Here is a 22,696-nt window from a genome sequence, read left to right as displayed (position 1 = left end):
CGCAGTCGTCGGCAAAACCGGCAGACTGGCGCCACCGCGTTGTCGAGGACCGACGACAACGGGTGACAATGTCTCTCTCTCGGGGCCGGTCCAGCTTGTCCCGTGACGACGATGGTCGACAGCGACAGACGGGGGAAGTGGGCGTGAGCGCGAACATGGGGACAGCGAATCGGCTCTTGCGGGCTCGCAGCTCGGAAGGGGCCCGGCCGTGACCGACACGAGCAACTGGGCCGGGCTGCCGGACGTCAAGATCGACGAGGCCGCCGCGAACCTGCTGGCTGCGGGATGTGAGGACGCAGCCCAGCTGATCCGTGAGCAGGTCTCCGGCCGCAGGACCCTGACGACCAACGCCCTGCAGGACTTCGAGGGTCGCTTCTCGCGGATCTTCCAGCAGAACCAGCAGACGGCCAACAGCGACGCCGAGAACATCGCGACCGCTCTGGAGGACGTGGCTCGCCAGGTCCGCTACATCGTCTCGATCGTGCCGGCCGAGAACACCCGCCGCCGCGAGGCGCGGGAGTGGAAGGCCCGCCGCGACAAGGACAAGAGCGAGATCACGCTCAGCGACCTCGGCGGCGACGAGGACCCGCCCGAGGGCCCGACCTCGCCGCCGGCCCCCCAGGTGCTCTCCGCCGAGGCCGCCCAGCGCGAGGATCCCCGACCCGGCTCGGGCAGCACCAGCTCGGGCACGAGCTCCGCACGCCCCGAGGAGCTGCGGAGCTTCGTGTCCGGCGTGAGCGCCAAGATCCAGCAGCTCGACGGCAGGCCGGGACGCCTGCAGGGGCTCAACGCCGACTTCACCGCGGGCTTCGACTGGGGCACCGGGGAGCCGACCGGGGTCGACGGCTCCGGGGTCTACCAGGCCGCGCGCCTCTACAACCAGCTCAACCACCAGGACAAGACCTGGGTCAACACCATCGCCACGGCCTTCGAGCAGGCGGGCGGCTCCGGCGGCATGGTGACGCTGTCCAACGCCGCCCTCGCCGCCTCGCTGCGGGCGGCCGGGGTCAGCGTCTCCCGCTACGACATCCCGCCCACCTCGCCCCTGCTGCTCGGCGCCAAGCCGACCACCGGCTACTCCGACGACCCGGTCAACGCCTCGACCGGCAACTTCCTGGAGCCCGAGACCGACCTCGCGTTCCCCGGGGGCTGCGCGACGCTGGCGCTGACCCGGACCTACAACTCCTTCCAGCAGGCGGTCGGCGGCTTCGGTCCGGGCTGGTCGAGCTGGACCGACGTACGCCTCACCATCGACGGCGAGGCCGCCCGGCTGACCCTGCCCGACGGGCGGGCGCTCGAGTTCCCGCGGCTCGGTGACGGCTGGGGCCGGGCGATCGGCGAGTCCCAGTGGCTGGAGCGCGACGAGGCCGCCGGCGAGCTCCGGGTGAGCGACAACGACGGAGGCACCTGGCGCTTCACGCCGTCCGGCTTCCCGCTCTCCCACGACCGCGGCGAGGGCACCATGGTGGCCTTCGTCCACGAGGGAGACCGGCTGGTCCGGCTCGAGCACGAGCGCGGCCGCCACCTGACCCTCACCTGGGACGGCGAGCGCGTCGTGGCGGCCACGGCCTCCGACGGCCGCACGGTGCGCTACGCCTACGACCGCGACCTCCGGCTCACCGCCGCCACCGGCCCGCTCGGCACCCGCAGGTACCGCTGGGACGACGCCGGGCTGGTCGACGCGGTCGTGGACGCCGACGGCGTCGTCGAGGTCGAGAACTCCTACGACGCCCAGGGGCGCGTCACCAGCCAGCGCTCGCCCTACGGGCGGATCAGCCGCTACTCCTACCTCCCCGGCAACGTCACCGAGGTCTCCGACCCCGACGGCTCCCGGGCCAACACCTGGGTCCACGACCACCGCGGCCAGCTGATCGGACTGGTCGACGCCGAGGGACGGCGCCAGTCGACGGTCTACGACCAGCACGGCAACCCTGTCGTGCTGACCGCGCGTGACGGCTCGACGACGGTGCGCGAGTTCGACGACCGGGGTCACGTGCTCCGTGAGGTCCGCCCCTCGGGCGCCGACCTGCAGTTCTCGTACGACGACCACGACCGGATCGTCCGCGTGGTCGCCGAGGAGGGCGCGGAGACCCGCTACTCCTATGAGGGCACCTCTCGCCACCCGTCGCTGATGGTCGACCCCGAGGGTGGCGAGACCCGGCTCGAGTGGGACGCGGGTCTGCTGAACCGCCTGGTCGACCCGACGGGCGTCGAGCTGCGCTTCGGCTACGACGAGCACGGCGACCTCGTGTCCACGACGAACTCCGCGGGCGACACCGCGCGCCTCGAGCGCGACGGCAGCGGACGCATCGTCGCCGCGACCACCCCGCGCGGCCACCGCACCGCCTTCACCTACGGACCGCACGGCCTGGCCACCCGTCAGGACCCCGACGGGTCGGTGTGGCTCTACGAGCACTCGGTCAGTGGGCGCATGACCGCCGTCATCGACCCGACCGGCGGCCGCACCGAGGTCGAGTACGGCGACGACGGCGAGGAGCGCCGGCGCATCGACCCGCTCGGCCGCGCCGTGGAGCGCCGGCTCGACGACCTGGGCAACCTCTCCTCGGTCGAGCTGCCCGACGGGAGCACGTGGCGCTTCACCCACGACGCCCTCTCGCGCCTCACCTCGACCACCTCTCCCGACGGCCACACGTGGCAGCAGAGCCACGACTCGGCCACCGACCTGGTCACCGTCGAGGACCCGCTCGGCCACCGGGTCTCGGTCTCGGGGGACGAGGGCCGGGGCAGGGTCGACACGACGTCGTCGACGGGCACCCTCACCGACCGGTTCGACCCGCTGGGTCGCCTGGTGTCCTCCGAGCAGCCCGACGGCTCCGTCGCGGTCGCGACCTACGACCGGTGCGGGCGCGTCGTCGAGCAGCTCGACGGCGAGGGCGCGCTGACCCGGATCGAGCGCGACCCGGCCGGCCGGCCGGTGGCGGTGACCGACCCGACGGGCCGGGTCACCCGCTACGAGTACGACGCCTGCGGGCGGCGCAGCGCCGTGGTCGGTCCGGACGGCGCGCGGACGACCATCGACTACAACGCCGACAGCCTGCCGGTCCGCTGCACGTTCCCCACCGGCGAGGTGGGCTGGAGCGACTACGACGCGTGCGGCCGGGTGACCTCCACCTTCACCCCCGGCGTCGGTGGCATGCGGCTGCGCTACGACGCTGCGGGCCGGATCGTGGAGCTCCGTGACTCCTCGTCCGGGCTGCGCCGGTTCACCTACGACGCCGCCGGTCAGCTGGTCGCGGCGACCGACGGCAACGGCGGTGTGACCCGCTACGACTACGACGCGCTCGGGCGGGCCACGACCGTCACCGATCCGCTGGGCAACATCACGCGGCGCGAGTTCGACACGTTGGACCGCTGCACCGTCGAGACCGACCCCCTTGGTCGGACCACGCGGGCGGGGTACGACGCACTCGGTCGCCAGGTGTGGCAGGAGGACCCCTCGGGTCGCCGCACCGAGTGGACCTACGACGGCACCGGACGCGTCGTCGCGGTGACGGTCGACGGGAGCCCGGTCAGCACGCTGGTGTGGGATCTCCGCGGCCGGACCGTCCGGACGACCGACCACACCCGGCCCGACGGCCGGGTGGTCGCCCACACGACCACGTGGAACGGCCGTGGCCAGGTCGTGCGACGCAGCTGCGACGACGAGACGACGACGTGGTCGCACGACGCCGCGGGGCGTCGTACGTCGATGACCCTGCCCGACGGCAGCACCGTCGCCTACGACCACGACGCCGTCGGCCGCCTCGCCTCGGTCGACCACCCGCTGCTGGGCCGCGCCACCTTCGAGCACGACGCCGCCGGACGCCTGACCGCCGCGGCGGCCGGTGACCTCGTCCAGTCCTGGGAGTACGCCGACGGCTTCGTCGTCGCCCACACCGTCACCGACGCCGACGGCGCCGACCGCACGACCGTCGAGCGCGACGACGACGGCCGGATCCGCGCCGTCGAACGTGGCGGCACCCGGACGACGTTCGACCACGACGCCGCCTGCCAGCTCGTGGGGTCTCGGGTCGGCGACCAGCACGTCCGCTGGCGCTACGACGCGGCCGGCCGCCTGGTCGCTGAGGCCCGGCCCGAGGGCACCGACACCCTGACCTACGACGCCGCGGGCCAGCTGCTGACGGTCGAAGGGCCCGAGGGCACCACCCGGCACTCCTACGACGACGCCGGCCGCCGCGTCCGGACGGTCCACCCCGACGGTCGCACCCGCGACCTGGAGTGGTCGCCCACGGGCTGGCTCGCATCGATCGTCGACCACGCGGGCGGCCGGTCGGTGCGCACCCGGTTGCACGTCGACGCGTCCGGACGGCTCGCCTCCATCGACGACGTGCCGATCCACTGGGACAGCCCCGACGACTACGCGCCCGCCCTGGTCCAGGTCGGGGCCACCCCGGTGGTGGCTGCGGGCGGCCTCACGGGCGTGGGCCAGAGCTGGACCGCGCCCGGCTGGCGGTCCTCGCGGTCCCACGGCGACGACGTGTGGGCCACGGCCGCACCGGCCGTGCCGGGGCTGCCCGAGGGCATCGGGATCAGCCCGGCCGGCGAGCTGACGATCGGTGGCCTGGAGTGGATCGGGGCCAGGGTCTACGACGCCACGAGCCGCGGCTTCCTCTCCGTGGACCCGCTCGACCCGGTCGCCGGGGCGGGCTGGGCCGGCAACCCCTACTCCTACGCCGGCAACGACCCGCTCCACGCCCTCGACCCGACCGGCCTCAAGCCGGTCTCCGAGGCGGAGCTGAAGGCGGCCAACGCGCCCTGGTACGAGCAGGCATGGGACTTCGTCAAGGAGCAGAAGGACTGGATCATCGGCGGTGTGCTGGTCGTCGGCGGCATCGCCCTCATGGCCACCGGTGTCGGCGGTCCGCTGGGGGCGATGGCCCTCTCGGCGGGGGCGGACGTGCTGATCCAGAAGGCGACGACCGGCAAGGTCAACTACGCCCAGGCCGCGGTGTCCGGACTGGCCGGCGGCGCCGGCTTCGTGGCCAGCAAGGGGCTGACCATCGGCGGTCGCGCCATCGTCAGCTCGACCCGGGTAGCCCAGATGTCGATGAGGGCCAAGGTCGGGGTCCAGGCCGGGATCGGCATGGCCGAGGGCTACAGCTACCAGGTGGCCGGCGGCGCTGACCCACTGTCGCGCCAGGCCTTCGGTGGCGGCGCGGCCGGCGGGCTCACGGGAGGCCTCGGCCAGTTCGCCAAGCCCCTGGGGGAGCACGCCGGGTCCTCGGTGTCCACGCGGATCCTCGCCGGCGTCGATGACAAGCCGTTCATCGCCCGGGGGATCACCCGCGCCGAGGCCTGGGTCGGCAACCACGTCACCGACCACGCCGTCCGGGGTGCCTACAAGGGCACCGTCGATGCCGGGGGCGAGTTCCTCAAGCAGGTCACCGACGACCAGGACGGCGTTGACTACGGCAAGGTCGGCGGCAAGGCTGTCGGCGGCGGACTGGCCAAGCCGCTCCCGACGGGAGTCTCGAGTCCGGCCGGTCGTGGCATCAGCGCCGGATTCGACACGGCGGTGAGCTGACCGGCCGGGGGTCGGTCGGAGGGAGAGGGCGCTCGGATGGTGGAACGACTGCGGAAGGCACGGCGCTTCGTGACGGAGGCCGAGGCCGCGCGGGAGTCCGTCCCCGACCGGGCCGCCCCCTCGCTCGCGACTGACGCCGTGATTGCCGCGCTCAACCCCGACGACGGCAAGATCTGGAACAACGCCGCCTTCGCGGTCCCCGGCGCACTGCTCGTCGAGCTGGCGCACGAGGGGCGCCTGGAGGTGTCGGGGACCGGGAAGAAGGCCCGCGCCACGCTGCGTGACGCCACCCCGCTCGGCGACCCGGAGCTCGACGACGCGCTGACGGTGGTTGGCTCCGGGGTGCTCGGGCACAAGGTGACGCGCCTCGTCGGCGGCGTCCCCCACACCGACCAGCTCGTCCGGCGCCTCGTGGCCGACGGCATCCTCGTCGAGGAGTCCCAGCGCCGGCTGGGCATGTTCACGGTGCGCCGCTACCAGCCCGGCCCCTCCGCCCACCGGGAACAGCTGGTGGCCCGGCTGCGCAGCGCCCTGCTCGGCGAGTCGGTCCCCGACCGGCGGACGGCGATGCTGATCGCGGTGCTCGTCGACGTGCACCCCAAGCTGTTCGTGCCCAGGAAGCAGGTCGGGGAAGCACGTCGCCGGGCCGAGGAGATCCTCGAGCGGATCGGGGAGGCGGAGCAGGCGATCGTCTCGGCGGTCAAGGTGGCGATGAGCGACACGGACGGGTACGCCTCGAACAACTAGTGCTGCTGACCGCCGTCATGAGGAAGAACGACGACTCCGGCAGGGATCCGAGCGACAGGGGCGTCACGCTGCGGTGAGGGCGGCGACCGCTGATAGCGTCCGGCCCATGGGGACTCGGGCTCGGCTGGTGGCCATGGCAGGTGTCGTGACGGTGCTGGCCCTCGGCGGCTGCTCGGAGGACGAGCCCACCCCGCCCGAGAGTGGGTCCGGCCCTCCGCCGTGCTCGGACTTCGCCAACGGTGAGGTGATCACCGAGGAGCTCTCCCTGGCCGGGTGCGAGGGCGAGGGGGTCACGACCAACGAGTCGACCCGCTGCGGCGACCAGCACCAGGCGATCGCCGTGGGGCCGGTCTACGGCTTCGTCGGCAAGCCGGCGAACTACCTCGGCGACGGCGAGGACGCCACCCAGTCCGAGGAGTGGGAGCAGTTCAAGCAGGACTGCCCCTACGACAGCGAGTAGCCGGTCGGCCGGCTCACCCTTGGCGCACCCGCCGCAGCGCGGTCGCTGCGGTCGCCACTGCGTCACCGAGCCGGTCCAGGGCGGGCGAGGCCAGCCGCCAGCGCATCCAGTGCAGCGGGACGTCGACGTGCCCCCCGGGCAGCCGGACCAGCGACCCGTCGGCCAGGCCGGGCGAGAGCTGCTGCTCGGGCAGCATGCCCCAGCCCAGGCCGGCCCGGACGGCGGCCAGGAAGTCGTGGGAGGTCGGGACCCGGTGGACAAGGGCCGGCGCCACGCCGCGGGACGTCAGGACGTCGTGCTGCAGCGCGTCCTTCTCGTTGACGACCACGACGGGCATCCTCTCCCAGTCGTGGCCTCGCCCTCGTCGCCAGCGCTCGGCGAGGGCGGGTGCTGCCGCGGGCCGGTAGCGCATCGCCCCCAGGGGCGTCACGCGGCAGCCCTGGACAGGGGTGGGGTCGGAGGTGACGACGCCCAGCACGTCCCCCCGGCGGAGCAGGTCCGACGACCAGGCCTGGTCCTCCACCGAGACCCGCAGCGCCACGTCGTCCCACGTCGCCGCCTCCGCGAGGACGTCGGCGAACCAGGTGGCCAACGAGTCGGCGTTCACCCCCACGGCGAGCTCGACCGTGACCTGGGATCCGCCCAGCTCACGCGCCGTCTCCCGGGCCAGGAGCGCCTGCTGCCGCGCCAGCCGGAGCAGTACCTCACCGGCCGCCGTCGGGAGGCACGGAGTCGTCCGCTGCACCACGACGCGACCGACGGCGACCTCGAGCGCTCGAACGCGCTGACTGACCGCGGAGGGCGTGAGGTCGAGCGCCCGGGCGGCCGCGTCGAAGGTCCCGTGCTCGACGATGGCGAGCAAGGTGCTGAGGTGGGAGGGAGGCAGTTCCACGGACCGATGCTAAGTGAATCAGTGCTTATGTATCATCAGAATCTTTCGCTGTTCTTCACCTCGGTCCCCCTTCTACGCTGCCGGGGTGCTGCTGGACTCCATGACCGGATTCGTCACCGGCCTGACCTTGATCGTCGCCATCGGCGCGCAGAACGCCTTCGTGCTGCGTCAGGGACTGATGCGCTCCCACGTGGGCGTGGTGGTGGCGATCTGTGCGGTGTCGGACCTCGTGCTGATCCTGGCCGGGGTGGCCGGCATCGGCACCCTCGTCGAGCAGGCGCCGACCGCGCTGCTGGTCGTCCGCTGGCTCGGGGTCGCCTTCCTCATGTGGTACGGACTCTCGTCCCTGTGGCGCGCGGTGCATCCGGCGGCCCTGGAGGCCGCCGACCGAGGAGCACGGCGACGGCGCACCGCCGTCATCACGGCGCTCGCGCTCACCTGGCTGAACCCGCACGTCTACCTCGACACCGTGCTGATGCTCGGGTCGATCGCGAACCAGCAGGGCACCGAGGGACGGTGGTGGTTCGGGGCGGGCGCGGCTCTCGGCAGCCTCGCCTGGTTCTCGGGGCTGGGCTGGGGGGCAGGTCGCGCCTCCGGTCTGTTGACGAGCGCGCGGGCCTGGCGGGCGCTCGACGTCCTCATCGGCCTGACCATGCTCGGCATCGCCGTGGTGCTCGCGTCGGGGTGACACCCGGGGCAGGCCCTAGGGTTGCCCGGTGACCATCATCGGGATCGTGTCGCCGGGTGCGATGGGCGCAGCACTGGGTCGGGCGTGGGTGTCGGGTGGGGCTCGGGTGGTCGCGACCGTGGCGGGCCGGTCCGAACGGACCCGGCGGCTCGCCGAGGGACTGGAGCTGCTGCCGTCGCTGGCGGACGTCGTCCGCACGGCCGACATCGTCGTCGTCGTGTGCCCGCCGGCCGAGGCCGGTCGGGTGGTCGACGACGTCGTGGACGCCGCCGACGACGCCCGGCCGCTGATCGTCGACCTGAACGCCGTCTCGCCCGGCACCGTCCGCGGCGCGGCCGACCGGGCCGGCAGGACCGGGTTCGAGCTGGTCGACGGATCGATCAGCGGTCCGCCACCACGAGCCGACGAGGGCACCATGGTGTACCTCTCGGGTGCCCGGGCCGCCGAGGTGGCCGCCCTGCCCGCCGACGGCATCCGCACCCGCCTCGTCGGCGACGAGGTCGGCACCGCGTCGGCGGTGAAGATGTGCACGGCCTCGGTCTACAAGGGCACGACCGCGCTCTGGGCCCAGGCCCTGCAGACGGCCGACGCCGAGGGCGTGCTCGACGTCGTCCTCGACGACCTGCGCGAGGCCTTCCCGGACCAGGTGCCGGGCGTCGGCCGGCGGATCGCCCTCTCGGCGAGCAAGGCGGGCCGGTTCGTCGGCGAGATGGAGGAGATCGCCGCCACCCAGGCCGCGGCAGGCGGGTCCGGCGAGCTGTTCGCCGGGGTGGCCGCCGTCTACGACCGGCTCTCGCGCACCGACCTCGCCGCCCTCTCACCCGAGGACGCGACGGCCCTCAGCGACCTCGCCGTCGTGCTGCGCCGGCTGAACGACTAGGTCACCGCGCAGCCGTCTGCGTCGTACCCGACATCTGCGTCGCTCGGGGCCGCCGGCGACGACCCGGATGTCGGGTACGACGTGAGGGTCAGTCGCGGGGCCGTTGGCCGCGCGGCTTGCCCTTCGACGGACGGCCACCCCGGCGCGCGGGCGGACCCTGGTCGCGGGTCAGCTCGATCGGCTTGCCGCTGATCCGGGTCTGGCGTAGCGCCTCCCACGACTCCTCGGAGAGCCGCGCAGGCAGCTCGACCAGCGAGTGGTCGGGCCGGATCACGATGGCGCCGAAGTCGCCGCGGTCCAGGCCGCCCTCGTTGGCGATCGCGCCGACGATCTGCCGGGGCTCGACCTTCTGGCGCCGGCCCACCGCGATCCGGTAGGTCGCCATCGGCCCGGTGGGGCCGCGGCGGCCCCAGCCGGAGCGCTCCTTGCGGGGCCGGGCCGGACGCTGCGGCTCCTCCTCGAGCAGCAGCGGGGTGTCGCCCTGCAGCGCGACGGCGAGCGCGGCCGCCACGTCGACCTCCGGGACGTCGTGCTCGCGGACGTAGTGGGCCACGACGTCGCGGAAGAAGCCCACCTGCGCGGACCCGAGGGCCGCGGTGATCTGGTCGTCGAACCTCGCGAGCCGGGTGACGTTGACGTCCTCGACGGTCGGCAGTCGCATCTCGGTCAACGGCTGCCGCGTCGCCTTCTCGATGTGCTTGAGGAGATAGCGCTCCCGCGGGGTCACGAAGGAGATGGCGTCGCCGGTGCGGCCGGCCCGTCCGGTACGGCCGATCCGGTGGACGTAGGACTCGGTGTCGGTCGGGATGTCGTAGTTGACGACGTGACTGATCCGTTCGACGTCCAGGCCCCGTGCGGCCACGTCGGTCGCGACCAGGATGTCGAGCTTGGCGTCCCGGAGCTGGCTCACGGTCCGCTCCCGCACCTGCTGCGGGACGTCGCCGTTGATCGCCTGCGCGGAGAAGCCCCGCGCCCGCAGCTTCTCGGCGAGCGTCTCGGTCTCGTTCTTGGTGCGGACGAAGACGATCATCCCCTCGAAGTTCTCGACCTCGAGGATCCGGGTGAGCGCGTCGACCTTCTGCGGGTAGCCGACGATGAGGTAGCGCTGGGTGGTGTTGGCCGATGTCGCCGTCTTGCCCTTGACGGTGATCTCGAGCGGGTCGGACAGGTACTGCGACGCGAGGCGCCGGATGGTCTTCGGCATCGTCGCCGAGAACAGCGCCACCTGCTTGGTGTCCGGGGTGTCGGCGAGGATCCGCTCGACGTCCTCGGCGAACCCCATGTTGAGCATCTCGTCGGCCTCGTCCAGCACCAGGTACCGGAGCTCGCTCAGGTCGAGGGTTCCCTTGTCGAGGTGGTCCATGATCCGGCCGGGGGTCCCGACCACCACGTGCACGCCGCGGCGCAGCGCCGAGAGCTGTACGCCGTAGCCCTGCCCGCCGTAGACCGGGAGCACGTGGACCCCGCGCAGGTGGGCGGCGTACCGCTCGAACGCCTCGCAGACCTGCAGCGCCAGCTCCCTCGTGGGTGCCAGCACCAACGCCTGGGGGGTCTTCTGGCGTACGTCGAGCCGCTCGAGGATCGGCAGCGCGAAGGCCGCCGTCTTGCCCGTCCCGGTCTGGGCGAGCCCGACCAGGTCGTGCCCGGCGAGCAACGGGGGGATGGTCTGCGCCTGGATCTGCGAGGGGGTCTCGTACCCGACCTCCCGGACGGACTTCAGGACCGCCGTGCCGAGACCCAGGTCGGCGAACGTGTCGGCCGAGGGCTCGGTCGGTTCGGTGTTCATCACCCCACGGTAGGGCTTGGGGCCCGCCGACCGGGATTCCTGGAGCCCGTACGCTGCCCCGCATGACGGATTCCCTCGGGCGCTACATCGAGATCTGGTGGCAGGCCGTCCACGACTTCACCAGACTGCTCGAGGAGGTGCCCGAGGAGGAGTGGTCGACCCCCACCGACCTCCCGGGCTGGACCGTCTTCGACGTCGCCGCCCACGTGTCCCACCTGGAGTCGATGCAGGCCGGTCACCCCCACGAGGAGGTCGAGATCGGCGAGCCGGACCACGTCCACGGGATGATGGGGGTGTTCACCGAGCAGGGTGTCGTCGCGCGGCGCGGCACCTCGCCCGACACGGTGCTCCGGGACATCCTGGCCTGCGCCACCGCCCGCCACACCCAGCTGCTCGACGATCCCCCGACCGACGGCAGCGCGCCGGCGGCGGGCGTGTTCGGCGCGATCGGCTGGACGGTGGAGCGGCTGCTCCGCAACCGCCCGCTCGACGTGTGGCTCCACGAGCAGGACGTACGCCGGGCCGTCGGCCGGCCGGGCAACCTCGACGGCCCCGGAGCGATCCACACGGCCGACTACCTCGCGGAGAGCCTCGGTTTCGTGCTGGGCAAGCGGGTCGGCGCCCCCGCCGGAACGACCCTCGTGCTGCAGCTCGCCGGCCACCCGGCGTACGGCTTCGAGGTCGGTGACGACGGTCGCGGGCGACCGGTCGCGCCGCCGGCCGATCCGACGGTCCAGCTCACGACCGACCGTGAGACCTTCGTGCTGCTCGCCGCCGGCCGGCGCGAGGCGCGGCCCGGTGCGGTGCAGGTCGAGGGCGACGCCGCCCTCGCCGAGCAGGTGCTGGCGTCCCTGGCCGTCACCCCATGAGCTGGCGGCTCACCGAGCTCCCCGACCAGACCGACCGCACCACCCTCGTCACCGGCTGCACGGTGGGCGGGCTCGGTTTCCACGTCGCCCTCGAGCTGGCCCGCCGCGGGGGACGGGTCGTGCTGGCCGGCCGTTCCGTGGACCGGCTCGCCGGTGCCGAGGCCGCGATCCACGACGAGCTGCCCGACGCGGCCGTCGATCGCCTGGTCGTCGACCTCGCCGACCTCACCTCGGTCCGGCTCGCGGCCACCGAGGCCGGCCGTCTGGGCCCGCTCCACGCCCTGGTGAACAACGCCGGCGTCATGGCCACGCCGTACGCGCGCACGGTCGACGGCTTCGAGCAGCAGCTCGCCACCAACCACCTGGGACCGTTCCTGCTCACCGGGCTGCTCCTCCCCCAGCTGGTCGAGAGCGGCGACGGCCGGGTCGTCACCGTGTCGTCGCAGATGCACCGGGTCGCCCGCGCGGCTCCGCTCGGCGACCCGCGACACTCCGGGGGCCGCTACTCCCGCTGGCCGGCGTACGCCGCCACCAAGCTCGCCAACCTGCTGTTCACCTTCGAGCTGGAGCGTCGGCTGCGGGTGGCCGACCGGCCGGTGAAAGCGCTCGCCGCTCACCCCGGCTACTCCGGCACCCACCTGGTGGCCAACGGCCGCTTCGGTCGCTCGTCGGGCGGGGTCGCCTCCATCGTGGACGCGGCCAGCCGCGCGATCGGGCAGGCGCCGGCGATGGGGGCCCTGCCGGTCCTGATGGCCACGACCGCCGACCTGCCCGGCGGCACCTACTGCGGCCCCGGCGGGCCGGGCGAGATGCGCGGCCTGCCGCGCGTCGTCGGCACCAGCCGCCAGGCCCGGGACGAGCACGACCAGCGTGCCCTCTGGGAGGTCAGCGAACGAGCCGTCGGCATCACCTACCCCTGAACCAGAGTCAGCATGCCGTGGACCCGCGGCCGATGGGGGGTGCGGCGGGAGCGCGACGCCGACGACTCCGACGTGGTGGCCCGGATAGCTGGACGCCATCGTCATCGTCCCGGGAGCCTGGACGCTGATTTCGGCGTCCAGCTATCCCACCCGCGCGGTCAAACGGGCGCGTGCTCGTCGGCCCAGAGGCCGAGGAGGCCGCGGAAGTGGGCGAGGAACTGCTCCTGCTCGTGCGGGGGGTACGTCGCCGCGACGGTCTCCCGCAGCAGCCGGTCGAAGTCGGCGGAGGTCACCCAGTCGTGCACCTGCTCGGGCAGGTGGGCCAGGTGCTCGTCGCAGAACTCCCGGTAGCGGTGGGCCTCGAAGTGGGCGTCGGCCAGCTCGAGGTAGGCGGCCAGCTTCTCGTCGTAGGAGCGGTCGGAGTCGGCCACCTCGAAGTAGCGCGCGGTCTGCAGGTCGATCCGGCCGCGCCGGCCGGTGACCAGGCAGAACACCGACCACCGCACCAGCGCCGTGATCGCCCACGGGAAGTAGTAGTGGAGGCTGGTGACCGCGACGTCGGGGCAGGCGTTGGCGTAGTCGATCGGGTAGACCTCGTCGCCGGTCACCAGCATCTCGGCGGAGTTGAACTCCCAGCCGAAGAACGCGTTGACGATGCGGCTGATCGCGGCCGTCTGGTGGCCGGCGGACTCCGAGAGGAAGCCGTGGGTGACGGCGTACCGGTTGTGCATCGGCTGCTCCGGCCGGAAGTCCATCACCATGGTCTCGGGCCCGATCGAGAGCGCCCGCGCGAAGTGCTCGTAGTCCACGGTGGCCTGCAGGTGCATCAGCATCTCGCCGGACTCGTCGTAGGACCGGTGCAGGCCGCGCCGGTCGTCGACCCGCGACACCCCGCGCCAGCCGCCGCCGTCGAACGGCTTCATGTAGAGCGGGTAGCCGAGCCGGTCGGCGAGCCGGTCGAGGTCGAAGGGCCGGTTGTAGCGCTCGCTGGTGTAGGCCCACCGGACGTTGTCGACGGGGTTCTTGTAGGGCACCAGGATCGTCGGCGGCACCTTGAGCCCCAGCCGGAGCATCGCGCAGTAGGCGCTGTGCTTCTCCATGGACTGGAACGTGAACGGGCTGTTGAGCAGGTAGGTGCCGTTGACCAGCGCGGCCTTCTTGAGCCACTCGCGCGGGTGGTAGTACCAGTGGGCGAGCCGGTCGATCACCAGGTCGGTGCGGACCGGGTCGGTGAGGTCGAACGGCTCGATGGTCAGCCGCTCGGTGGTGATCCGGTGCTCGGTGCCGTCGACCTCCAGCGGCCCGACGCGCCGCAGGATCTCCTCGAAGGCACGCGGCCAGTCGTCCTCGGCCCCGAGCAGCAACCCGATCAGGTGGTCGGTCATTCCGGTGTCCTCCTCAGCAGTGGCGCGGCAGGTGATGGGCGATCTGGCGCTGCCACCACGGCCAGTCGTGGGCGGAGTCGTGGCCCCACACGTCGAGCTCGTGGGGGATCTGCTTCTCGGCGAGCAGCCCGGCCATCGCGCGGGCGCTCGGCAGCGAGCCCGTGGGGTGGGTCTCCCACGGCCCCTCGCCCACGACCAGCACGACGTGGAGCCGGCTGCGCAGCCAGTCGAGGTGGTCGCCGTGCAGGTGGGCGACGTAGTCGGTGGGGTTGGTGAAGTACGCCGCGTCGCCGCGCTCGCCCCACGCGTGCCAGTCCGAGGGGTCGTAGTTGCCGGACTGGCAGATCGCGACGGGGAACAGGTCGGCGCGGGTCAGCGCGAGCTGCAGCGCGTGGTAGGCGCCGAGGCTGCACCCGGTCACCACCACGTCGCTCGACCCCGGTGCGTCCTCGCCGATCAGCGGAACCACCCGGTCGGTGACCCAGGACTCGAACGCCCGGTGGCGCCCGGCCCGCTCCTCGAGCGGGACCGTCCGGTCGGACCACGTGACGTGGTCGAAGGAGTCGACGCAGTAGAGCTTCACCCGGCCCGCGTCGACCAGGTCCGAGACCACCCCCACCATGCCGTTGTTCTCGTAGTCCCAGGCCCGACCCTGCTCGCTCGGGAACACCAGCACCGGCCGGCCCCAGTGGCCGTACCGGATCACGGTCCCCGGCCGATCGAGGCCGGGGGCGTCGAGCTCCCACTGCTGTCGTTCCATCAGCCCCAGACCTTCCTGAGGAGGTCGGTCAGGTGCGGGTCGAGGCTGTCGCGCCAGCAGGTCCAGGTGTGGCCCTGCCGGACCTCGCCCCAGGCGACCGTCATGCCGGTCGCGGCCAGGTGGTCGCGCATCCGCAGGTTGTTCGCGTAGTTCTCCTCGGCCGTGCCGCAGGTCATCGCGACCAGGGGAGCGTCCGGCGCCGCGGTCGAGGCGGCCAAGAGGCTGGCGACGAAGCCGGTCACCTCGTCCCAGTACTCGAAGTCGCTCTCCTGCGGATCGAGCTCCGGGGTGAAGAACGACCCCGACTGGAGCATCAGGCCTGCGAAGCAGCCGGGGCTGGTCCACGCCGCGTGCAGCGCCGCCACCGCGCCGAGGCTCTGGCCGACCAGCACCGGGCGGTGGTCGGTCGGGCAGGCGTCCCGCAGGCCCGGGACCACGTGGCCCGTGAGCGCCTCGGCGTACGCCGGGTTCGCGGCGTACCGCTCGTTGCGCGGACCCGGCGACAGCAGCGCGACCCGCATCCGCGGCAGCCGGCCGTCGCCGACCAGGGCGCCGGCCCAGTCGAGGATCCCGCCGTAGTCCGCCATCTCGGGCCCGTCGTGGCAGCACAGCATCGGCAGGGGCTCCTCGCCGTCGGCATCGGCCGGGGCCCACACCGTGACCTCGACGTCGCCGACCGGGGTGTCCTCGAACACCACGCCGGCCCGCTCGGAGGCGATCCGGGGCAGTGCGAGCCAGTCCGGCTCGGCGTACCCGGCGAGCGGCAGCCACGAGTGCGCCCCGAACGGTCCGTCGACGGCGCGGTCGTGGGTGGGGTCGGGGCGGGTCGCGCCGTCGACGTCGACGAGGTACTCGAGCCGGTCGACGGGGAGTCCCGCCAGCCGCAGCTCCCAGCCGGGGTCGACCCGGGTGAACGCCGTGTCGCCGAGGTCGAGGTCGGACCAGAGCCGGACCTCGGCGGCGTCGTCGAGGCCCGGGACCCTCACCACGGCGGCCTCGCCCTCGACGGTCGTGACGAACCGGGTCATCCCGGCAGCCTAGGGCGTGTCACTCCCCGGTGATGATGCCCCGTACCTGGTCGAAGGTCAGCACGATGAAGACCAGGGCCGTCACCACCATCAGCGCGTTCGAGAGCCACTTGTTGCGCCACTCCCGCGGCACCCGGTCGCTGTTGAGGATCAGCAGCAGCGTGATCGCGAGGAACGGCATGAAGAACGCGCCGAGCACGCCGTAGGCCTGGATCAGCCAGAACGGCTCGCCGAAGGCGAACAGCAGCATCGGCGGGAAGGTCAGCCACAGGATGTAGGCCTTGTAGGCCTTGCCCTTCGAGCCGCGCTCGGGGTGGTCCTCCGGCAGCTTGCGGACGTGGCCGGCGAAGTCGGCGAACATCAGGGAGACGCCGTTCCAGACGCCGACCAGCGACGACATCGCGGCCGCCCAGAAGCCGACCAGGAAGATCTTGCCGGCGACGGCGCCGTAGCGCTCGTCCAGCACGGTGCCGAGGTCGACCAGACCCTGCTCGCCCTCGGCGATCGCGATGTTGGCGGAGTAGAGGAGCTCGGCGCCGACGATGAGCGTCGCGGTGACGAAGATGCCGGTGACCAGGTAGGCCACGCCGTTGTCGAGCCGCATCACCCGCATGTACTCGGGGGTGTGCCAGCCCTTCTCCCGCACCCAGTAGCCGTACGCCGCCAGCGTGATCGTGCCGCCGACGCCCCCGGCGACCGCCAGGGTCGTGAACAGGCCGCCCTCGGGCACGATCGGGGCGAGCCCCGCGAACAGGTCGAGCAGGTTCGGCACCGTCAGCGCCGCGGCCATCACCATCGCCACGAACATCACGCCGACGAAGAGGGCGCAGACCTTCTCGAACAGGCCGTACTTCCCCATCCACACCAGCGCCAGTCCGACCAGTCCGGAGATGATCCCCCAGGTCGTGATCGAGAAGACCGGGAACAGGTTGGCGAGCGGGAGCCCGGTGCCGGCCATCGCCGCCGCCCCGTAGACGAAGCCCCAGACCACGATGTAGGGGCCGAAGTAGACCGCGGTCCAGGCACCCAGCGACGACCAGCCCTCGTAGATCGTGTGGCCGGTGGCCAGCGAGAAGCGGCCGGCCCCCTCGACCAGCACCACCTTCATCACGCAGCCGATCACGACCGCCCAGAACAGGGCGTACCCGTAGGTGCTGCCGGCGATCAGGGTGGCGACCAGGTCGGCGGCGCCGACGCCGGTCGCGGCGACGACGAGGCCCGGGCCGACCAGCGACCACTTGGGCCGGGCTCCGGTGGACGAGAGGGCGGACGAGGTGTCCATGGGGGTCTCCCTTGCCGAGAACGGGGGTCCCCGCACCGTACCGCCCCTCGACCCCGGTGGTGACCGAGGGCACATCGCGCCATGATGGCGCCATGCCCCCCGAGAGCCGCGCCGGCCAGCCCGCGACCGAGTCCGACCTCGTCGACGTGGACGCGCTGCTGGCGGCGTACGGGGACAGGACGCCCGACCCGGAGGACCCGGACCAGCAGGTCGTGTTCGGCACCAGCGGGCACCGCGGCACCTCGCTCCGGACCTCCTTCAACGAGCAGCACATCCTGGCCACGACCCAGGCGATCTGCGACTACCGCAAGGAGCAGGGGTACGACGGGCCGCTCTTCCTCGGCCGCGACACCCACGCGCTCTCGGAGCCGGCGACCCGGACGGCCCTCGAGGTGCTGCTCGCCAACGACGTCGAGGTGATGGTCGACAGCCGCGACGGCTACACCCCGACCCCGGCGGTGTCCCACGCGATCCTGCGCGCCAACGGCGGCCGCACCTCGGGTTCGGGGCTCGCCGACGGGATCGTGGTCACGCCCTCCCACAACCCGCCGAGCGACGGCGGCTTCAAGTACAACCCGCCCCACGGTGGGCCGGCCGACACCGACGCCACCTCGGTGATCGCCGACCGGGCCAACGGGCTGATCCGCGCCGGGCTCGGCGACGTGCGCCGGGTCGCCGACGTCTCGGGGGCCGGGCGCTACGACTTCCTCGCGTCGTACGTCGACGACCTGCCGGCCGTGCTGGACCTCGACGCCGTCCGGGAGGCGGGCGTCCGGATCGGCGCCGACCCGCTGGGCGGGGCGAGCGTGGCCTACTGGGCGGCGATCGCCGAGCGGCACCACCTCGACCTCACCGTGGTCAACCCCGAGGTCGACCCCACGTGGCGCTTCATGACCCTGGACTGGGACGAGAAGATCCGGATGGACTGCTCCTCCCCCTACGCGATGGCGTCGCTGATCGCCCAGATGGACCGCGGGGGTGACTCCTACCAGGTCGCGACCGGGAACGACGCCGACGCCGACCGCCACGGCATCGTCACCCCCGACGCCAGCCTGATGAACCCCAACCACTTCCTGGCGGTCGCCATCGGCTACCTGTTCGGCGGGCACCGGCCCGGCTGGTCCGACGAGGCCCGGATCGGCAAGACCCTGGTCTCGAGCTCGATGATCGACCGGGTCGCCGCCTCGCTCGGGAAGCCGATGGTGGAGGTGCCGGTCGGGTTCAAGTGGTTCGTGCCGGGTCTGCTCGACGGCTCGTTCGGCTTCGGCGGCGAGGAGTCGGCCGGCGCGTCGTTCCTGCGGCGCGACGGCTCGACCTGGACCACCGACAAGGACGGCATCCTGCTGGCGCTGCTGGCCTCGGAGATCCTCGCGGTGACCGGCTCGTCGCCCGGCGAGCACTACCGGCAGCTGGTGGCGGCGCACGGCGACCCGGCGTACGCGAGGGTGGACGCGCCGGCCGACCGTGAGCAGAAGGCCAGGCTCGCCGCGCTGTCCCCGGACGACGTCGCCGCGACCGTGCTCGCGGGCGAGGAGATCACGGCCCGGCTCACCGAGGCGCCCGGCAACGGGGCGAAGATCGGTGGCCTGAAGGTGACGACAGAGAACGCGTGGTTCGCAGCCCGGCCCAGCGGGACCGAGGACGTCTACAAGATCTATGCGGAGTCCTTCCGCGGGCCCGACCACCTGGCCCAGGTCCAGGAGGAGGCTCGCGAGGTGGTCGGGGCCGCCCTCGGCTGAGGCGACTCCCGGTGGTTGAGTCTCGAAACCACCTCGTCCGGGACGGGGCTCTGCGGCTACCGGCACCCCGCGTTCCGCCACCTCCCGGTGGTTGAGGAGGTTGCGCAGCAACCGTCTCGAAACCACCCCGGCCGGACGGACCTCCGCGGCAACCGGCACCCCGCCTTCCGCCACCTCCCGGTGGTTGAGGAGGTTGCGCAGCAACCGTCTCGAAACCCCCCCCCGGCCGGACGGACCTCCGCGGCAACCGGCACCCCGCGTCCCCCCGGTGGTTGAGGAGGTTGCGCAGCAACCGTCTCGAAACCACCCCGCCCCGATGTTCTGCCGCGGGTGGGCGACGCCGCACCGTGGATGATGGGGCCGTGCACCCCGTCGTCGCGCTGCTCGAGGACTGGGCCGGGTCCGGGCGGGAGCCCGGCGGCGCGGTCTGCCTGATCCGGGAGGGTCGCGTCGAGGTCGACCACTGCGTCGGGACGGCCGACGGCGAGCGACCGTGGTCACCCGACACCCTGGTGATGACGTGGTCGGTGGCCAAGCCGTTCGCGGCGCTCACCGTGCTGGAGGCGGTGGCCGCCGGCGCGCTGGGGCTGGACCAGCGGGTCGCGGAGGTGTGGCCCGCGTACGGCGTCCGCGGCAAGGAGGCGACCACCGTCCGGCAGGTGCTCAGCCACGCGGCAGGGCTGCCGTCGTTCCCGCCGGCAGCCGCGGACCTCGCCTTCGACGACCGGGTGGCGCTGACGCGCCTGCTGGCCGAGGCCGAGCCCGCGCACGTCCCCGGCGCTGCGGTGGCCGAGCACGCGATCACCTACGGCCACCTGTGCGACGCGGTGGTGCGGGCCGCCACCGGCGAGGACCTCGCCGACCGGTTCGCCCGGATCGCGGACGCCCACGGCTGGGACGTCCACCTCCGGGTCAGCGACGCGGACCTCGGCCGGGTCGCCGACGTCGTGGCACTGCCGGACTGGCCCGGCGACTACCTCACCGACCCGCGCTGGGGGCCTGCGCTGGGCCGTCCGCCCGGCCTGTACGACCCGGCCGTGCTCAACAGCGACCGGTTCCGGACCACCAGCTTCCCCGCGATCGCGATGCACGCGAGCGCCCGCGGCCTGGCCCGCTCCTACGCCGACCTGGTCCCGTCCGACGGTCCGGTCGCCGCCCTGCTCGGCCCCGCCCTCCACGCCGACTACCTCACCGGCCAGGCGCACGGCCGCGACCTGCTCCTCGACCGCGAGGTGACGTGGACCCTCGGCTTCCAGCGGGACGACGACGACCTCGGCATGGGCGGCGCCGGCGGCTGCGTGGCGTGGTGGTCGCTGCGGGACGAGTACGCCGCGGCGTACGTCACCCGCGGCATGGGCGACCAAGATCGCAGCGAAGCGATCTGGGAGGCACTCGACTAGGGAGTCGGATGGGCTCAGCGCGAGACGGCCTTCTTCACCAGCGCGCGGACCTGCTCCTCCTCCGCCTCGCTCATGCCGACCACGGCGTACGCGGTCGGCCACATGTTGCCGTCGTCGAGCATCGCCGGGTCGTTGAAGCCGAGGGTCGCGTAGCGCGCGTCGAACTTGGACGCGGGCTGGAAGAAGATCGCCGGCTTGCCGTCGAGGTAGTACGCCGGCATCCCGTACCAGGTCTTGTGGTGGAGCTCCGGGGCGACCTCGGTGACGATGGCGTGGATCCGCTCCGCGTAGCCGCGGTCGGGCTGCGGCATCTCGGCGATCTTGTCGAGCAGCGCCTGCGCCTCCTCGGCCTTCTTGTTGCCGCCGCGGCCGCTGGCGCGCAGCTCCTCGGCCCGCTCCTTCATCGCGGCGCGCTCGGCATCGGTGAACCCTGACTTCGTGCTCTTCGTGGTCATGACTCAACGCTAGCCACGGCGCCGTCGTCCGGCTTCTCGATTCCTGACCGACCTGGGTCCGCCGGAACATCGCGCCGCGCGCGAGATGGAGCGCGACCCCGAGCTGGTCCCGCACTCCGAGCCGTTCACCCTGCTCGCGCCGTACGGCGGCCCCGCCAGCCGTCTCGACCACGTCGAGACGCACGCGTGGGGCGACACCCTCGTCGTGGCCATGGTCGAGCGGCAGCACGGTCGGGTCGAGGGACGCCCGGACCAGGACCTGTCGCTGCGGATCACCCACGTCCACCGTCGCGTCGGTGAGGAGTGGCAGCTCGTGCACCGGCACGCTGACCCCCTCGTCGACACGATGGCCCTCGAGGACCTGCAGGGGCTGATGCGTCGCTGAACGGCACCGACCACGCCTAGTCTGGTCCGGTGCCCACCGAGCAACCGACCACCGTCGTCCTCTTCGGCGCCACGGGAGACCTGAGCCGACGCAAGCTGCTGCCGGGCCTGCTCCACCTGTTCAAGAGCGGGCTGCTCCGCGACATCCGGGTCGTCGGCACCTCCCTCGACGAGCACACGACCGACAGCTTCCGTGACCTCGCCCGGGACGCCGTCCACGAGTTCGGCAGCGACGACGACACCGAGGCCTGGCCCGAGTTCGCCCCGCTGCTGCACTGGGCCCCGGGCACCGAGGAAGCCCCGGGTCTGCGGAAGACGGTCGAGAAGGTCGAGGCGGACTGGCCGGAGGGCACCAGCCCGCGGCGCCTCCACTACCTCAGCGTCCCGCCGAAGGCCGCGCTGTCCGTGGTGCACCAGATCCGCGACGCCGGGCTCGCGGAGCGCAGCCGGATCATCATGGAGAAGCCGTTCGGCACCGACCTGGCCTCCGCGATCGAGCTCAACCAGCAGCTGCACGAGGTGTTCGAGGAGGACCAGATCTTCCGGATCGACCACTTCCTCGGCAAGGAGGCGGCCCAGAACATCCTCGCCTTCCGGTTCGCCAACGGGCTGTTCGAGCCGATCTGGCACCGTCACCACATCGACCACGTCCAGATCGACGTCCCCGAGTCGCTCGGTCTGGAGCAGCGGGCCAGCTTCTACGACGCGACCGGCGCCTACCGCGACATGGTCGTCACCCACCTGTTCCAGGTGCTCGCCTTCACCGCGATGGAGCCGCCCACCGCGCTGGAGCCCGCGGCGATCTCGGAGGAGAAGAACAAGGTCTTCCGCTCGATCCTGCCGATCGAGCCCCACGACGTCGTCCGGGGCCAGTACACCGGCTACCGCGACCTCGCCGGGGTCGACCCGGACTCCGAGACCGAGACGTTCGTGGCGCTCAAGTGCTTCATCGACAACTGGCGCTGGGCCGGGGTGCCGTTCTACCTGCGCACCGGCAAGAAGATGGCGGAGGGGGCGCGGATCATCTCCATCGCCTTCAAGGAGCCGCCGCGCTCGATGTTCCCGGCCCGTTCCGGCGTCGGTGACCACGGGCCCGACCACCTGACCTTCGACCTCGCCGACGAGTCGCGGATGTCGCTGTCCTTCTACGGCAAGCGTCCCGGGCCCGGGATGCAGCTGGACAAGCTGTCGATGCAGTTCGCGATGCACGACACCGGCTGGGCCGGCTCGGTGCTCGAGGCGTACGAGCGGCTGATCCACGACGCCGTCCGCGGCGACCACACGCTGTTCACCTCGGCGCAGGGCATCGAGCGGCTCTGGGACATCTCCACCCCGCTGCTGGAGAACCCGCCGGTGGTCCGCCCCTACGCGCCCGGCTCCTGGGGGCCCAACCAGATCCACCAGCTGGTCGCTCCGTTCACCTGGCGGTTGCCGTTCGAGCGCAGCTGGCGGGACCCCAACGTCGCGGGAGCCTGA

Annotated in this window: 18 protein-coding genes; 11 read left to right on the top strand and 7 right to left on the bottom strand. The window is 72.6% G+C overall.

Annotation, left to right across the window (positions count from 1 at the left end; all coding sequences use genetic code 11):
* The first annotated feature begins 208 nt into the window (after positions 1-208).
* The 3 genes from ACQ1X7_RS10900 (at position 209) to ACQ1X7_RS10890 (ending at position 6,752) form a co-directional block, all read left to right on the top strand.
* Positions 209-5,545 (top strand): DUF6531 domain-containing protein, encoded by a 5,337-nt coding sequence (locus tag ACQ1X7_RS10900; RefSeq protein ID WP_432478211.1) that lies wholly within the window; start codon positions 209-211, stop codon positions 5,543-5,545.
* A gap of 36 nt (positions 5,546-5,581) precedes the next feature.
* Positions 5,582-6,292, top strand: coding sequence for a GOLPH3/VPS74 family protein (locus ACQ1X7_RS10895; protein ID WP_432478210.1), 711 nt, complete (start codon positions 5,582-5,584; stop codon positions 6,290-6,292).
* 106 nt (positions 6,293-6,398) lie between these two features.
* Positions 6,399-6,752 (top strand): hypothetical protein, encoded by a 354-nt coding sequence (locus ACQ1X7_RS10890; protein WP_432478209.1) that lies wholly within the window; start codon positions 6,399-6,401, stop codon positions 6,750-6,752.
* A 13-nt stretch (positions 6,753-6,765) separates the two neighbouring features.
* On the opposite strand, the gene ACQ1X7_RS10885 is transcribed toward ACQ1X7_RS10890, so the two are convergent.
* Positions 6,766-7,644 (bottom strand): LysR family transcriptional regulator ArgP, encoded by an 879-nt coding sequence (locus ACQ1X7_RS10885; RefSeq protein WP_432478208.1) that lies wholly within the window; start codon positions 7,642-7,644, stop codon positions 6,766-6,768.
* 85 nt (positions 7,645-7,729) lie between these two features.
* Here ACQ1X7_RS10885 and ACQ1X7_RS10880 point away from each other — a divergent pair, with 85 nt between their 5' ends.
* On the top strand, positions 7,730-8,332 hold the full coding sequence (locus tag ACQ1X7_RS10880; RefSeq protein WP_432478207.1) for a LysE/ArgO family amino acid transporter: 603 nt from the start codon (positions 7,730-7,732) through the stop codon (positions 8,330-8,332).
* Positions 8,333-8,360: 28 nt separating this feature from the next.
* Positions 8,361-9,212: a DUF1932 domain-containing protein gene (locus tag ACQ1X7_RS10875; protein ID WP_432478206.1), complete on the top strand. Its 852-nt coding sequence runs from the start codon at positions 8,361-8,363 to the stop codon at positions 9,210-9,212.
* Positions 9,213-9,300: 88 nt separating this feature from the next.
* Here ACQ1X7_RS10875 and ACQ1X7_RS10870 read toward each other — a convergent pair whose 3' ends face one another.
* Positions 9,301-10,998: a DEAD/DEAH box helicase gene (locus ACQ1X7_RS10870; protein WP_432478205.1), complete on the bottom strand. Its 1,698-nt coding sequence runs from the start codon at positions 10,996-10,998 to the stop codon at positions 9,301-9,303.
* Between the two features lie 62 nt (positions 10,999-11,060).
* Here ACQ1X7_RS10870 and ACQ1X7_RS10865 point away from each other — a divergent pair, with 62 nt between their 5' ends.
* Entirely contained in the window at positions 11,061-11,867 is an 807-nt protein-coding gene (locus ACQ1X7_RS10865) for a maleylpyruvate isomerase family mycothiol-dependent enzyme (protein WP_432478204.1), read from the top strand.
* The gene (locus tag ACQ1X7_RS10860) at positions 11,864-12,787 is read left to right on the top strand and encodes an oxidoreductase (protein ID WP_432478203.1); all 924 of its coding nucleotides are present in this window, start codon (positions 11,864-11,866) and stop codon (positions 12,785-12,787) included. The genes ACQ1X7_RS10865 and ACQ1X7_RS10860 overlap by 4 nt, the downstream gene beginning before the upstream one ends.
* Positions 12,788-12,945: 158 nt before the next feature.
* On the opposite strand, the gene ACQ1X7_RS10855 is transcribed toward ACQ1X7_RS10860, so the two are convergent.
* Genes ACQ1X7_RS10855 through ACQ1X7_RS10840 form a run of 4 tightly spaced genes read right to left on the bottom strand, consistent with a single transcriptional unit; the run spans position 12,946 to position 17,242 of the window.
* The gene (locus tag ACQ1X7_RS10855) at positions 12,946-14,172 is read right to left on the bottom strand and encodes an ATP-grasp domain-containing protein (RefSeq protein WP_432478202.1); all 1,227 of its coding nucleotides are present in this window, start codon (positions 14,170-14,172) and stop codon (positions 12,946-12,948) included.
* A 13-nt stretch (positions 14,173-14,185) separates the two neighbouring features.
* Entirely contained in the window at positions 14,186-14,932 is a 747-nt protein-coding gene (locus tag ACQ1X7_RS10850) for an esterase family protein (protein ID WP_432478201.1), read from the bottom strand.
* Entirely contained in the window at positions 14,932-15,960 is a 1,029-nt protein-coding gene (locus ACQ1X7_RS10845; RefSeq protein WP_432478200.1) for an alpha/beta hydrolase, read from the bottom strand. The genes ACQ1X7_RS10850 and ACQ1X7_RS10845 overlap by 1 nt, the downstream gene beginning before the upstream one ends.
* A gap of 19 nt (positions 15,961-15,979) precedes the next feature.
* Positions 15,980-17,242: an Nramp family divalent metal transporter gene (locus ACQ1X7_RS10840; protein WP_432478199.1), complete on the bottom strand. Its 1,263-nt coding sequence runs from the start codon at positions 17,240-17,242 to the stop codon at positions 15,980-15,982.
* 92 nt (positions 17,243-17,334) lie between these two features.
* Here ACQ1X7_RS10840 and pgm point away from each other — a divergent pair, with 92 nt between their 5' ends.
* Both pgm and ACQ1X7_RS10830 read left to right on the top strand, forming a co-directional pair.
* Complete coding sequence (pgm, locus tag ACQ1X7_RS10835; RefSeq protein ID WP_432478198.1) at positions 17,335-18,981, top strand: phosphoglucomutase (alpha-D-glucose-1,6-bisphosphate-dependent); 1,647 nt, start codon at positions 17,335-17,337, stop codon at positions 18,979-18,981.
* Between the two features lie 362 nt (positions 18,982-19,343).
* Positions 19,344-20,381, top strand: coding sequence for a serine hydrolase domain-containing protein (locus ACQ1X7_RS10830; RefSeq protein WP_432478197.1), 1,038 nt, complete (start codon positions 19,344-19,346; stop codon positions 20,379-20,381).
* Between the two features lie 14 nt (positions 20,382-20,395).
* On the opposite strand, the gene ACQ1X7_RS10825 is transcribed toward ACQ1X7_RS10830, so the two are convergent.
* Complete coding sequence (locus ACQ1X7_RS10825) at positions 20,396-20,836, bottom strand: iron chaperone (RefSeq protein WP_432478196.1); 441 nt, start codon at positions 20,834-20,836, stop codon at positions 20,396-20,398.
* Positions 20,837-20,921: 85 nt separating this feature from the next.
* On the opposite strand from ACQ1X7_RS10825, the gene ACQ1X7_RS10820 reads away from it, so the two are divergent.
* Positions 20,922-21,221 (top strand): hypothetical protein, encoded by a 300-nt coding sequence (locus ACQ1X7_RS10820; protein ID WP_432478195.1) that lies wholly within the window; start codon positions 20,922-20,924, stop codon positions 21,219-21,221.
* Positions 21,222-21,250: 29 nt separating this feature from the next.
* Positions 21,251-22,696 (top strand): glucose-6-phosphate dehydrogenase, encoded by a 1,446-nt coding sequence (gene zwf, locus ACQ1X7_RS10815; protein ID WP_432478194.1) that lies wholly within the window; start codon positions 21,251-21,253, stop codon positions 22,694-22,696.

The sequence above is a fragment of the Nocardioides sp. GXQ0305 genome, from assembly GCF_050880345.1.
Classification (GTDB): domain Bacteria; phylum Actinomycetota; class Actinomycetes; order Propionibacteriales; family Nocardioidaceae; genus Nocardioides.
The sequence above is the reverse complement of the archived record's forward strand: the minus strand, read 5'-3'. Positions and strand labels throughout refer to the sequence as shown.

Coding starts and splice junctions, on each gene's coding strand:
- pgm (WP_432478198.1), top strand. CDS start 17,335: ATGCCCCCCGAGAGCCGCGCCGGCCAGCCCGCGACCGAGTCCGACCTC.
- ACQ1X7_RS10840 (WP_432478199.1), bottom strand. CDS start 17,242: ATGGACACCTCGTCCGCCCTCTCGTCCACCGGAGCCCGGCCCAAGTGG.
- ACQ1X7_RS10865 (WP_432478204.1), top strand. CDS start 11,061: ATGACGGATTCCCTCGGGCGCTACATCGAGATCTGGTGGCAGGCCGTC.
- ACQ1X7_RS10860 (WP_432478203.1), top strand. CDS start 11,864: ATGAGCTGGCGGCTCACCGAGCTCCCCGACCAGACCGACCGCACCACC.
- ACQ1X7_RS10820 (WP_432478195.1), top strand. CDS start 20,922: ATGGAGCGCGACCCCGAGCTGGTCCCGCACTCCGAGCCGTTCACCCTG.
- ACQ1X7_RS10895 (WP_432478210.1), top strand. CDS start 5,582: ATGGTGGAACGACTGCGGAAGGCACGGCGCTTCGTGACGGAGGCCGAG.
- ACQ1X7_RS10825 (WP_432478196.1), bottom strand. CDS start 20,836: ATGACCACGAAGAGCACGAAGTCAGGGTTCACCGATGCCGAGCGCGCC.
- ACQ1X7_RS10870 (WP_432478205.1), bottom strand. CDS start 10,998: ATGAACACCGAACCGACCGAGCCCTCGGCCGACACGTTCGCCGACCTG.
- ACQ1X7_RS10850 (WP_432478201.1), bottom strand. CDS start 14,932: ATGGAACGACAGCAGTGGGAGCTCGACGCCCCCGGCCTCGATCGGCCG.
- ACQ1X7_RS10855 (WP_432478202.1), bottom strand. CDS start 14,172: ATGACCGACCACCTGATCGGGTTGCTGCTCGGGGCCGAGGACGACTGG.
- ACQ1X7_RS10845 (WP_432478200.1), bottom strand. CDS start 15,960: ATGACCCGGTTCGTCACGACCGTCGAGGGCGAGGCCGCCGTGGTGAGG.
- ACQ1X7_RS10890 (WP_432478209.1), top strand. CDS start 6,399: ATGGGGACTCGGGCTCGGCTGGTGGCCATGGCAGGTGTCGTGACGGTG.